The organism is Colidextribacter sp. OB.20 (assembly GCF_009911595.1).
GTDB lineage: Bacteria > Bacillota > Clostridia > Oscillospirales > Oscillospiraceae > Lawsonibacter.
This window is the reverse complement of sequence record NZ_QWKG01000055.1, coordinates 1-12,976: the sequence shown is the minus strand read 5'-3', so window position 1 is coordinate 12,976 and position 12,976 is coordinate 1. Positions and strand designations below refer to the sequence as shown.

Genomic DNA, 12,976 nt, shown 5'->3' with positions numbered 1-12,976 from the left:
GAAGGAGGCTGATAAAATATGAAAAAGTTCCATTTTCCACACAATCGTATCATCTCGGCGCTGCTGGCCCTGGTCTGTGTGCTGGGCCTGCTGCCCGGTACAGCCCTTGCCGCCGCGTCGGATACCATCAAAATGATCGACTGCGACCTGAACGGCGTCACCTATGTATCCCCCACCATGGGGACCTGCCATCTCCACCTGATGCATTATGATTTCAACGGAACAAGCACCGTGGGCTTCTGCGGTGAGCACGGAAAGGGCATCGGCAAAACTCTGACGGGTCACACCTGGAACGATCCCAGGCCCATTACCGACTCCACCGTGACCACCATGATGGCATACTTCTATGCCCACTCCAACGGCGTGTTTACCGACCAGGCTCAAGCTTTAGGGGTAGACGATGTGTGGGACCCCGACTATGTCTGGACGATGAACGCCTGGGTACAGGCCATCGTCTGGCGGTATAAGACCGGCCAGCTGGCAGACCCCGTGATTGCCTGCGCCGAGGAGCTGATGTGTGTCTACAACAACCTGGAGCATACGAATTATATCAGCATAGATGATAAGCTGGACGACAAATCATTCCGGGACCACGCCCAGTATATCCTCGACCTGGGAGCGCAGGGCGTGTGGGGCGACTGCTCCGTCTACGAGTACACCTACGCGGGCCCCGGTACCAGCTACTTCCCACCCACCAATGTACAAGCCATTGTAATCGGGGAATTGACCATCATCCGTGAAAAGTACAGCCTGACAATTAAAAAGGTGGACAGCACCAACCCCAACAAGGGACTGCCTGGCGCACGCTTCCTCGTTGCCTCTGAAAATGGTTCCTACTCCAAGGAAGTGGTGACAGGGAGCGGTGGTACCGTGACCGTACCCAATTTGGAGGCCGGCACTTACGCCGTGACTGAATTGGAGCCTCCGGAGTCCTACGAGATCGACAATCCTGGGCCGCAGTATGTTGTCCTGCCCAATGGCACCGACAAGACCGTGACCGTCACCTTTGCGGACAGCCCGGAGATCACCGGCGAGGGCAGCATCCGCAAGGTGGACGCAGACAATCCCACCAAGGGCCTCGCCGGGGCAGTCATTAAAATCGAGGGCGTGGACAACGACTTCACTGGAACCTACGTCACCGGCGCGGGCGGATACCTCACCGACGTGCCCTGGAAGGATATGCCCATCGGCAGCTATACCGCCGAGGAGGTCACACCGCCGGAGGGATATATCAAAAGCCCGGACGTCAGTAAAACCAAGCAGACCTTCGTCTGGGACGGCAAAACCGACATCGCGCTTGTCTTTGAAAATGACGCAAAGGTAAAGGTAAAACTTATCAAGCTGGATAACAGTGACAACCCTCTCCCCGGCGCGGTGTTCAACATCATCAAGGACGGCCAAATCATCGGCACGGAGGCCACCAAAGCGGACGGCTCCATTACCGTCACCGATGTGACCGAGGGGATGTACGCCTTTGTGGAGGTGAGCGCCCCGGCCCCCTATGCCACACTGACTGAGCCGGTTATCGCCCATGTGGATCAGGCCACTATCAACGGCGGCGGCACTGTCACCGTGACGGCGGCGGATAAGAAGCTGCCCAGCCTGTCCATTCTCAAGCGGGACGCACAGACCAAGGAGGTTATTCCCGGAACCGTCTTTGAGGTCAAGGGCATCCACTACGGCTACCACAACGACGTGACCACCGGGCAGAACGGAAAGGCCGTCCTCTCCAATATCCCCGTGGACAGCTATGAGATCATTGAGAAGTCCGTCCCGGACCCCTATGTGGTGGGGGATGAACCCATGCAGACCATCTACCTCGGCCCCGGCGAGGAACGGGAGCTGATTTTCGATAATTTGAAGCAGCCTGTCCTAAAAATCTCCAAGGTAGAGCAGGGAAGCAACACCCCCATCCCCGGCACTGTGTTCACCGTGGAGGGCATCGACAGCGACTACCGCCACGATGTCACCACCGGCTCGGATGGGACTGTGGAGCTGCGGGTGGCACCCGGAACATACAAAATCACGGAATGGTCTGTTCCGGAGCCTTACTTCATCAGCGACACTCCCACCCAGACCATCAGCCTCAACCCAGGTGATGAAAAGGAGGTCCGCTTCGAGAATCAGAAGCTGCCTCTGTTGACCCTCAAAAAAATCGACGCGGACACCCAGGAGCCCATCCCCAACACCGTCCTGACCGTCAAAGCCCTGGACGGAACTTATCAGGATGACTGGAAAACCGGGCCGAACGGGACCGTTTCCCTTCGGGTGGACCCCGGCGTGTACGAGGTAACGGAGAAGTTTGTGCCCTCGCCCTACTATGTCCCGGACAAGGACGCGGACCGCACCCAGACCATCACACTCAGCCCTGGCGATGAAAAAACACTGGTTTTCCGAAATTGGAAAGCGCCTGAGCTGACCATTTTTAAGGAGAACAGCGTCACCGGCGAGGCCATTGAACACGCTAAATTCCACATCACCTATACCAGCAACGGCGAGGCGGCGGAGGCCCCCGCCACCATTGACTATGGCGAAGCGTTTACCGACTCCAGAGGCGAGATCAAAGTCCACGAGCTGGGCAAGCGGCTGTACCCCGGCGAATTCACCATCACCGAGGTGGAACCGGCGGACGGATTCCAGATGAAGGAACCCATTACACAGACGGTTATCATCCACGGCAATGAGAGCAAAACTGTCCGGTTCCAGAACACCCCTCTCAGTGCGTTGGTCGTATGGAAGTACGATTCCGTGACGAAGGAGCCAGTTGAAGGAGCCATTTTCCAGGTCAAGTATATGTCCGGGACCAGCGGCAGCGGCGGCACGGTGATCGGTACCTATAAAACCGGTCCTGGGGGTTCCTTCACCATCAACCGCCTCAAAGCGGGCGCTTACCTCGTCGAGGAATTGGCTAGCGATGGCAATCACGTCATGGACACTGCGCCCCAGACCGCCTATATCTCCGGCAAGGAGCAGGACGTGGTGCAACTCTACTTCGGCAATAGTCCCAAGGGCAGTCTGCTCATTAAGAAAATTGATGCCAGCACCCACGAGCCTCTGAGTGACTGCGAATTTTTTATCACAGACAGCCACGGGACCATGCTGGGCGATGCCAACGGCAAATTCGTGACGGACAGTGCCGGGACAATCCTCATATCCAATATCGACCCCGGAACCACCATAGTGGCGCGTGAAACAAGGGCCAAAGCGAACTATATCCTGGATGACGTGCCTCAGACTGCTACTATCAAGGCGGGCCAGACCGTCACCCTGGAGTTCCGCAACCAGCCCAAGGGGTCCGTCACGCTCTATAAATTCAGCAGCGTGGACCGCCGCACTCCCCTGGAGGGCGTGGGCTTCAAGATCACCTATGCGAACGGACAGGTCGTGGATAACATCGGCGGCAAGCTGTCCTCTAATGGCATCTATTATACGGACAGTGAGGGCCAAATCAACATCAGCGGTGTGACCGGAACACTGATTTTTACCGAAATCTCCAGCATTCCCGGCTACCTGATCGACGAAAACCGTAAGAGTCAGACCATTGTGGTGAATCCGGGAGACCACCAGAGCGTGTACTTTTACAACATTCCAGAGAACACCCTGATCATCGAAAAGTATATCGAGGAGGAGGACAGCGAGCACAAGCCGCTAAAGGGCGTCACCTTCCTTGTGACCGATTCCAGCGGGGCCGTCATCGGCAACAGCAACGGCGAGTTCATCTCCGGTGAGGATGGCCGGGTGGTCATCGCCGGCGTACAGCCCGGTACTACAGTCATCGCACGGGAGATCAAGGTGCCTGAAGGCGTGGTGCTGGACGGCACCCCCAAGACCATCAAAATCAGCGACAGCGGGGCGAACATCCTCCGCTTCTACAACAAGAAAATCGGATATTTGGTGGTCCGCAAACTGGATTCTGTTACAAAGCAGCCGCTGGCAGGCGTTGAGTTCGAGCTTACCTACGCCGATGGCAGTTTCGTGGACGATGCCTTTGGGCATTTATCCAGCAAGGGCCGGTTCACGACCAATGACGCCGGGGAGATCCGTGTTCCTGTTGTCGGAACCGTCGTGGTCAAGGAGGTCAAGACACTCCCCACCCATGTCATCGACACAGCCACTCAGATTCAGACGGTTAAGGTGAATCCCGCCGACACGCAGACGATCACCGTGTACAATGAGCCCCTCTGCTCCCTGACGCTCCGAAAACTGGACGCGGTCACCGGAAAACCCGTACCCAACACGGAGTTCACCTTGAAGGACGGCAACGGGACGGTCTTGGGCCGCTACACCACTGGGGTGGACGGGACTGTGACTGTAACCGGCCTCATGCCTAATTCTACCATCGTAGTGGTTGAAACCAGGGTCCCCTCCAATTATGTCCTGGACCCCACACCCCGGACGATTATTGTCCGCAATGGTAGCAACAGCGTATCCAGCGGCGGAGCTGGTAACGGCGGGAACGCCAGCGGTGGAAACTCCGGCGGCAATGACCTGACCATTGAAAACATTCCCAAGACCACACTCACGATTGAAAAATATCTGGAAACAGACGCTGGCAATGTGCCGCTGAAGGGAGTCACTTTCCTGGTCACAGACTCCTCTGGGGCAATCCTTGGCCCCAACAACGGCGAGTACACCAGCGATGAAAATGGCCGCATCGTACTCCCCAACCTGGAGCCGGGAACGGTCATCACCGCCAAGGAGCTCCGTGTGCCCAAGGGCGTGGTGCTGGATACCACACCCAAGAGCATTGAGATCAAAGGCGGCATTGGCGGTCAGACCCTCACCTTCATCAACAAGAGCACAGGCGGGTTGGAATTGGTCAAGGTCAGCGAGAGCGACAAAACCAAGCGCATCCCCAATGTGACGTTTGAAATCAGAAAGATGGACGGTGCTCTGGTGGACACAATCACCACCGATAAACAGGGGCGCGCCCATCTGGACCTGACCGCTGGGGACTTCTATGCCGTGGAAGTCGAATGCCCCAAGGAATTCAAGCTGGATTCCACGCCCCATTACTTCACGATCAAGAATGGCAAGGCCACCACTCTGACCATAACTAACAGGGCGGTAAGTGGTATCCTGCTCCACAAGATCGACAGCGCTACCAAGCAGGGCATCTATGGGGTGACCTTCCTCCTCTACGACGCCAACAAGAATCCCATCGGACAGTACACCAGCGGTGACAAGGGGTACGTTTATATCGACGACCTGCCCGGCTCTGGCCGCTACTACCTGCGGGAGCTGGAGAATGACGGCTATCTGGTGGATACCCAGCTGAAGACGGTCTACGTCACCGATGGGACCACCACCGAGATCACCTGGGAGAACACTGCTATCACAGGACAGATTCAGATCACCAAGACCTCCGAGGACTACAACTCCATGAACGGCTGGCCCGCCGGGACCCCCATCCCCAATACCGAGTTTGAAATCTATCACTACCGTACCGGCAATCTGGTGGATACCATCCGCGCCGATAAAAATGGCGCGGCTGTGTCTAAGCCTCTGCCTTTGGGCCGGTACAGGGTGGTGGAATCCAAGGCCGCTGAATTTTACGGTCTGGACAAAACCCCCATTGAGGTGGAGATTGAGCACGCCGGCCAGATCGTCAAGATGGCTATGACCAACAAGGCCCTGTACACCAACGTCTCCATCAAGAAGACCGGCTTTGTGGAGGTTATGCCCGGCCAGCAGATCCGCTATGATTTCTCTGGCATCGCCAACAATTCCACCACGGCGCTCACCAGCTTCTACTGGCGAGACACCCTGCCCGTCCAGGCAGTTCGGCTGGACAAGATCGTCACCGGCACCTACAACGTGCAGGGAAATTACAAGATTGTATATAAAACCAACCTGAACAGTGAGTACCGTACCATGTACGACAACCTGAGCACCATACAGAACCATGTGCTGGATGCCTCTCCTGCTGCGCTGGGGCTGGCCTCCAACGAGTATGTCACGGAGTTTATGGTTTCCTTCGGCATCGTGCCCGGCAACTTCCGGCAGGTGGAGGCGCCCAAGGTGTACTGTAACGTGGTGTCCTGGCTCACCGGAGGGACCCAGTTCGTCAACCAGGCGGATGTAGGCGGTGTGTACAACGGTCAGTGGATCATGGCCACTAGCAGATGGGTCACCAGGGTCTACAAGCCCTCCGCTCCTCTGCCCCGCACAGGCTATTGAGCCGGACCATCCATGCCAACTGGGGAGCCGCCTGTCAAGGGCGGCTCCTCTTCTGTAAATCTGATTTGAATACAGGGAGGAAAAATCAACATGAACTGCAAGAAAATGTTCCGTATCCTCGCCGCCGCTATGGTAGTGGCGGCTCTCTGCTGCGTCCCCGCCTTCGCCGCCGGGGATGTGGCCTCCGCCGTGGAGAGCACCTGGACCGACGCGGCGGCCCAGATCAAGACCGTGGTGGAGAACGTGGTCTTCCCCGCGCTGGACATGGTCCTGGCCATCGCCTTCTTTACCAAATTGGGGATGGCTTACTTTGATTATAAAAAGCATGGCCAGTTCGAGTGGACCGGCCCAGTGATCCTCTTTGCCTGTCTGGTCTTCACCCTGACCGCGCCCAACTATATCTGGGGAATCATTGGACTGTGAGGCGGTCCGCCCGGAGGTGATTTGAAATATTTATCTTTGACTTTGTAGCGTCCACCATCATGGACAACCTGATCGACTGGTTCTACGGCCAGGTGGTGGGCTTTCTCGGCAACTTCTTCGCCGTTATGGGTGATATGGGTGTGGAGCTGTTCGAGCTGGACTGGGTACAGGCCATCGTTCTGTTTTTCTCTCAGCTGGGCTGGGCACTGTTCGGCATCAGCCTGGTAGTTTCCGGCTTTGAGTTTGGCATCGAATACTCTACAGGCCGGGGCAATCTCCAACAGACTGCCATCAACGCCATCAAGGGCTTTATGGCGGTCAGCCTGTTCACCGTGGTACCTGTGCGGCTCTATTCCCTGTCGGTATCCTTGCAGGGGACATTCGCGATTGGATTAACCGGAGCCGGCACCAGCATCGGCACAGTGGGAGAGCGGATTATTGAGCAACTGACCAGTGTAGAGAGCATCACGGATATGGCGGACGCCCCCAGCTTTGGCCTGAGTGTCCTCACCAGTCCGATCATGCTGATCTTCTGCATTATCATGATGGCCTACGCCGTGATTAAGGTTTTTTTCGCCAACCTGAAGCGGGGCGGCATCCTGCTCATTCAGATCGCCGTTGGGAGTCTGTATATGTTCAGCGTCCCCAGGGGCTATATCGATGGATTTACCCAGTGGATCAAGCAGGTCATCGGTCTGTGCCTGACAGCCTTCCTGCAATCCACGATCCTGGTGGCTGGCCTGATGGTCTTCCGACAACACGCTCTGCTGGGGCTGGGCCTCATGCTCTCCGCAGGAGAGGTACCCCGGATCGCCGGGACCTTCGGCCTGGACACCACCACCAGGGCCAATATCATGAGCGCCGTCTATACCGCCCAGGCTGCCGTTAACACCACACGCACTGTCGCCCAGGCAGTGACAAAATGAGGAGAAAAATATGCTGAAACGAATATTAACTATGGGCAGCTTGTTTGATGGCATCGGCGGCTTTCCCCTGGCGGCGGTCCGCAACGGGATTGTCCCGGTCTGGGCCAGCGAGATTGAGCCTTTTCCGATTCTGGTCACGAAACACCATTTCCCCAATATGATCCATGTGGGGGATATCACCAAGCTGGATGGGGCCAGACTGCCCCCTGTGGACATTGTCTGTGGAGGCAGCCCGTGCCAGGACTGTCTGTGGCCGGAGCGCGTGCTGGGTTAACCGGCGCCCGCTCCGGCCTTTTCATGGAGCAAATTCGTATCATTACAGAGATGAGAGAGGAGGATAAGAGGCGTGGAAGGTCAGGTATCGCTGTTCGGCCCAGATTTGGAGTGTGGGAGAATGTGCCAGGCTGCCTCTCCTCGGGCAGAGACCCGAAAACCGGGAAAAACATGCCTGGGCAGGACTTCCGGCAGGTCCTCCGGGCGTTCCTTCAGATTGAAGAACCACACTTTGATGTTATTAGACCTGAGAGAGGGCGCTGGGAATATGCTGGGGCCGTGTTGGGAGTACGATCCTCCTTGGCTTGGGTCACTTGGGACGCTCAATACCTCGGAGTGCCCCAAAGGCGTCGTAGACTCTTTCTTGTCGCAGATTTTGCAGGCTACAGTTCCATTCAAATACTATTTATCGAAGAAGGCGTGCAGGGGTATCCTGCGCAGATCGAAAGAACGGGGCAAACCTTTACCCAGGCAGTTGGCGGCGGCGCTGCGGCTGCAAGCGGGCCTGGATTCACCTGCGGCCACAAAATTGGCTGAAGTGTTTACCTCTGATACGGGAGACTGCCTCAACCCCTGGGACACCCAGCAGGCCCGAATTTTTACCCCGGAGAGCAGGGCCCCTACCCTTGCCAGCGCGGACGGCGGCGGCGGGCGAAATCCCGCTGGTCTGCTGTTCTCGGCAGGCTTCTGCGCCGGGGTTGCGCCTACGGCGGGCGGGATCGGATATCAGGAGGAGTGTTCCCCCACCCTGAAAGCTGCGGAGAGCGGAACCAATATGGTACCGTCCGTCCTCTGCCTCAATGACCAGGGCGGCAGCGCCATGCACTGCACGGAAAATGTTAGTGGAACACTCCGCACCCAGGAGCATGGACACCAGCCCCTTGTATTTGAAAACCACGGTGTAGATGCCAGATATACCGGACCACATCGTGTATCTCCAACCCTATCCTGCCGGGCTGGCACCGGCGGGAATAACCTCCTTTTGACGCTTCAAGAGCAGACTGGCCTCTATTCCCGCCAGAGATCAGATAAATTCACCTGCGGCGATGTGGTCTCTACGCAGAGCGCCAGACAGAGCAAAGACGCAACCGATCTGGTTTGCCAGAGCGTAAATTTCCCGCTTTTGATAAGGCGCTTTACGCCGACCGAGGCCGAACGGCTCCAGGGTTACCCGGACGATTGGACAGCCCTCCCGAAGGCTTCTGATTCAGCCAGATACCGTGCGTTAGGTAATTCTGTCGCAATTCCCTGCGTGGAGCACCTTATAGGCAAAATCGTGCAAGTGCTTCATTTGAGCGAGGATAGCACCAACAGTCTGTCTCATGATCGTTGACCACACCCACCGCCTGCAAAAAGGAATAGATGATAACCGTGCCCACAAATTTCATCCCCCGGCGCTTTAAATCCTTTGAAATACGGTCGGACAGTTCTGTGCTGGCGCGAACCACATCATCTGTATTCAGGATGACCTGGCCCTGGGTGAAATCCCAGAGGTAGCGGTCAAAGGAGCCGAACTCCTTTTGTATTGCCAGAAACACTTTGGCGTTTTGGACCGACGCCTCGATCTTTCTCCGGTTACGAACGATGCCAGGATTGGACATCAGCGCCTCCAGCTTTTCCGGGCTGTACTCCGCCACAAGGGCGGGGTCAAAGCCGTCGAAGGCTTGACGGAATGCCTCCCGCTTTTTCAGGATGGTGATCCAGGACAGGCCCGCCTGAAAGCCCTCCAGAATCAGCATCTCAAACAGCTTACGGTCGTCATGCTCCGGCCTGCCCCACTCCTGGTCATGGTAGGCAATATACAGCTCTGAATCCGGGTCGGCCCAGCGGCAGCGTTTCAATTCCATCTGCGTTCCCCCTATCTTTTGGGAACATTATACCGAAGCCAACTCTCTGACGCAAGACTTATGATTAACTCTTATTAGGAACACAAAATTTTTGACGAAAATACAAGAGAACAAATTGAAACTATCACATTACGCAGAAAGCCGTCCGGCAAAAAACGGGCGGGCCTCGAAAGTGTCCCCATCCAAAAACATCGTCCTTATGACATTTCACTCTTGCATTATGCTATTGGAATATGTTAAAATAAAATCAAGTCTTGAAATTTGTTTTTATTTTTAGGCGGGAGGTGACGGGATGCCAAAGGTAGCTTATTCTGAGGAGGATAAAGAGCGCATCAAAACTGAACTTGTTACAGTAGGTCTTGAATTGATGGCGAAACAAGGCATACAGCATACTACTGTGGAGCAAATATATAAAAAAGTTGGTATTTCACGAACCTTCTTTTATTCTTTTTTTGCAACGAAAGAAGATTTAATCGTTGAAACGCTCTACTTGCAGCAACCTAAAATTATTGAGCAAGTGCAAAGGCTGATGGCTGATCCCACTTTAAGCTGGCGTAATGCCGTAAAAAAATTTCTCTATGCCTGTTGCTACGGAGAGAAAAATGGAATTGCTGTTTTAACAATTGAAGAACAGCAGCTTATTTTCAAACGCCTATCCAAAGAAAGCTATCAAATATTCCGCCAAAAACAACTCCGTCTTTTTGGAGAAATTCTAGAAAACTTTGGTATAAAGGCAGATGCGGCAAGGATCAATTTATTCACGAATTTGAGTCTGACAGTGATGGTTGTACGCAAAGCGATCCCTGATACATTACCTTTTTTTGTTCCCGAAGCTGCCGATGAAACAGTTGAATTTCAAATAAACGCTATTGTGGATGCTCTGGAGAAATTAAAAACAGTGCCTGCATCTTGAGTAATGGGAAAATCCGTCTGAATATCAGTTTTGGCCTTATATTCGGACGGATTTCATATTAGTTAAAATAAAGACAAATTAAACTGTTTATTCTTATTTTGACTAATAGAGATAAAACAAAAAGCAAAAGAGAAACACAATTCATTTATGATACTGTGGGGACTGCCCTATCCAGTTTCATATAAAAACATTTGAACATTTAGGAGGAAAAAATTGTGGGACTTTTTAGTAAGTTATTTAAGGGGCCCGAAATTGACATGGAAAAGAGCAACGCAAACGCGAAGAAAATGCGTGTTCTATTTAACCATGCCGTTGAAGATGGAGACAAGTACAGGCTGATTTTCGGATATACCGAGGATGTGGGCCGTTTCAACTATGGATTTGTTCATGGAAGCAAAACGAAAATTGGCAATCTAATTGTTGGCTGGAACGAAGCCAGCCAAACGATTGTGGTCGTTCCCACAGTCCCTGATCTTTCTGGCTGCGGCGATCCTACTTACTATCGCCGCTCTGAAATTTTGAAGGCCTATCGTAACAAGTACCCTACCGATGCGTTCATCATTTACCCAGACAAAAAAGGGTACATTGGCATCAACGCTTATGACTGGCTGGAAGACGAAAAGCTGTATGTTTATGTATCACAGGATGATGAGTTGGCTGCTTTTACCGACTTCTTTATGAACCATTTTGCAACGAAGTGAGGTAAAAGATGGTATTGGGCGTCCCCTTCTACGCCCGTCCCAGCTGGGCGGACTATGGAACCATCCTGGCCGCTTGCCAAACGCCTTCAGAAAAGACCATGTCTCCTACAACGGCATGGACGTCTACTACAACGGAGTGGACACCATCGCGGAGAAAACCAGGTACGCCAGAGAGAGCCTGGGGGGTGTTATGATCTGGGGGCTGACCCAGGATACTGCTGACAGGAGCAAAAGCCTGCTGTAAGCGATAGGGAGCGCCTCGATACAATCGTAAACTATATTTCCAGGACAGCCGCCCATGAATAAGCGGCTGTCCTGTTGCTTTTGCTTCGTTTTCGGAAATATCTTTGTTAGGTTCTGTGAATGGATTTCAGCCATAGATTTCGCTATACTTGCATTGTCAATAACAGAAAGGAGTCAAAAAATGGCGGAAAATATCAAGAATCTCTGCGCCCCTATCCCAGCTGAGCTCCACGCGCGGCTCCGGGAGCGTCAGGAGGAATCCGGCCAGACCCTGGGCCAGTACATGACCTGGCTCATCACAAAATTTTATGAATCGGAGGGAAAATCCACTATGAAAGAAAGTCAGAGAACCGTGGCCTTTCAGGTGTCCGCCGAGCTGTTCGATCAGTTCAAGGACTATCTCAAGCGGAAAGGCATCAAGCAGAACGCCTTCTTCCTCGACTGCATCCGGCAGGCGTTGGAGGAGGCTGAACAGACAGCCAATGGTGAATTGGAGCCGGAGCCGGAACAGGCTATGTGACCCAGTAAGGGCGGCAATGCCGCCTTTACTCGTTGGAGGTGATTGTGATTTATATTTACCCTGACAACCTGAGAGCGAAACCCAAGCTGTGGCTGTGGGAGCTGCGGGACGTTGCGATCATCGGCATCGGCTTTTTATTCTCTGTCCTGGCTCTAACCCAGGGCGCCGGAATGCTACTGCTGATCCTGACAGTGCTGTTCGCTTTCCTCTCCATCCGCATGGAGGGGGCCAGCATTCTGGACTTCCTGCGCTGCGCTGTCTGCTTCCTGTTCCTGCACCAACAATATTACGAGTGGAAGGAGCGAAAATCTTGAACCGAAAACAGAAAAAAGAGCTGCGGCGGCATCTGTCCACCCGGCAGCTTATAGGAATCGACCAGCTCACCGAACACGGCCTGAAGACGGCCAGAGGTGAGCTGGTTTTTTATCTGGTCAGCCCGGACAACCTCTCCGTCCTGTCCGCCGAGGGGGTCCGGGGGCGTGTCCGAGCCCTGACGGAACTCCTGCGGGGCATGGAGGCGGTGGAGCTGCTGGCCCTGGACTCCCGAGAGTCCTTCCAGAGCAACAAGCACCACTATCAGGCCCGGCTGGAGCAGGAGGACCTCCCCGCCCTGCGGGAGCTGCTCCGCCAGGACATGGACCACCTGGACGAGATTCAGTCCACCACCGCCTCAGCGCGGGAGTTCGCCCTCGTCTACCGCAGGGATGAGAAGTCCAGCGAAGATGCCGGACATCTGAAGCAGATCGAGAAGCGCATCCGGGACTGCGGCTTTCACGTCCGTATGGCGGAGGAGCAGGACATGATGCGTCTGCTGGCGGTGTACTACCAGCAGGATGTAACTACCGAACAGTTTGACCGCTTTGACGGAGAGAGGGTAAGCGTCAAATGCGGAACCGCCAGACGTTTTATGTAGTCTGGCGGTTCGGGTTGGATTTAAGAATCATCGAATT

Annotated in this window: 10 protein-coding genes and 1 pseudogene; 10 read left to right on the top strand and 1 reads right to left on the bottom strand. The window is 54.4% G+C overall.

Annotated features, from left to right (window positions below; all coding sequences use genetic code 11):
* Positions 1-18: 18 nt before the first annotated feature.
* The 4 genes and pseudogenes from D1641_RS13450 to D1641_RS13430 all read left to right on the top strand — a co-directional run bounded on the left by D1641_RS13450 (position 19) and on the right by D1641_RS13430 (position 9,135).
* Positions 19-6,180 carry a SpaA isopeptide-forming pilin-related protein gene (locus D1641_RS13450; protein WP_160666546.1) on the top strand — a complete coding sequence of 2,054 codons (6,162 nt, stop codon included), beginning with the start codon at positions 19-21 and terminating at the stop codon, positions 6,178-6,180.
* A 90-nt stretch (positions 6,181-6,270) separates the two neighbouring features.
* Positions 6,271-6,603 carry a DUF3852 domain-containing protein gene (locus D1641_RS13445; protein WP_160666544.1) on the top strand — a complete coding sequence of 111 codons (333 nt, stop codon included), beginning with the start codon at positions 6,271-6,273 and terminating at the stop codon, positions 6,601-6,603.
* A gap of 26 nt (positions 6,604-6,629) precedes the next feature.
* On the top strand, positions 6,630-7,529 hold the full coding sequence (locus D1641_RS13440) for a conjugal transfer protein TrbL family protein (RefSeq protein WP_160666587.1): 900 nt from the start codon (positions 6,630-6,632) through the stop codon (positions 7,527-7,529).
* A 10-nt stretch (positions 7,530-7,539) separates the two neighbouring features.
* Positions 7,540-9,135, top strand: a pseudogene (locus tag D1641_RS13430) (DNA cytosine methyltransferase).
* On the opposite strand, the gene D1641_RS13425 reads toward D1641_RS13430, so the two are convergent.
* Positions 9,065-9,649, bottom strand: a complete 585-nt coding sequence (locus D1641_RS13425) for a DNA-3-methyladenine glycosylase I (protein ID WP_160666542.1) — start codon at positions 9,647-9,649, stop codon at positions 9,065-9,067. The pseudogene D1641_RS13430 and the gene D1641_RS13425 sit on opposite strands and share 71 nt — an antisense overlap.
* 292 nt (positions 9,650-9,941) lie before the next feature.
* Here D1641_RS13425 and D1641_RS13420 point away from each other — a divergent pair, with 292 nt between their 5' ends.
* From D1641_RS13420 to D1641_RS13395, 6 genes are all read left to right on the top strand, one after another.
* Entirely contained in the window at positions 9,942-10,562 is a 621-nt protein-coding gene (locus D1641_RS13420; protein WP_160666540.1) for a TetR/AcrR family transcriptional regulator, read from the top strand.
* A 215-nt stretch (positions 10,563-10,777) separates the two neighbouring features.
* The gene (locus tag D1641_RS13415) at positions 10,778-11,263 is read left to right on the top strand and encodes a hypothetical protein (protein WP_160666538.1); all 486 of its coding nucleotides are present in this window, start codon (positions 10,778-10,780) and stop codon (positions 11,261-11,263) included.
* 73 nt (positions 11,264-11,336) lie between these two features.
* Positions 11,337-11,507 carry a hypothetical protein gene (locus tag D1641_RS13410; protein WP_160666536.1) on the top strand — a complete coding sequence of 57 codons (171 nt, stop codon included), beginning with the start codon at positions 11,337-11,339 and terminating at the stop codon, positions 11,505-11,507.
* A 180-nt stretch (positions 11,508-11,687) separates the two neighbouring features.
* Positions 11,688-12,026 carry a hypothetical protein gene (locus tag D1641_RS13405; protein WP_160666534.1) on the top strand — a complete coding sequence of 113 codons (339 nt, stop codon included), beginning with the start codon at positions 11,688-11,690 and terminating at the stop codon, positions 12,024-12,026.
* Positions 12,027-12,073: 47 nt separating this feature from the next.
* Positions 12,074-12,340 carry a hypothetical protein gene (locus tag D1641_RS13400; RefSeq protein ID WP_160666581.1) on the top strand — a complete coding sequence of 89 codons (267 nt, stop codon included), beginning with the start codon at positions 12,074-12,076 and terminating at the stop codon, positions 12,338-12,340.
* Entirely contained in the window at positions 12,337-12,939 is a 603-nt protein-coding gene (locus D1641_RS13395) for a hypothetical protein (protein ID WP_160666532.1), read from the top strand. Before D1641_RS13400 ends, D1641_RS13395 begins: the two co-directional genes overlap by 4 nt.
* The last annotated feature ends 37 nt before the right edge of the window (positions 12,940-12,976 follow it).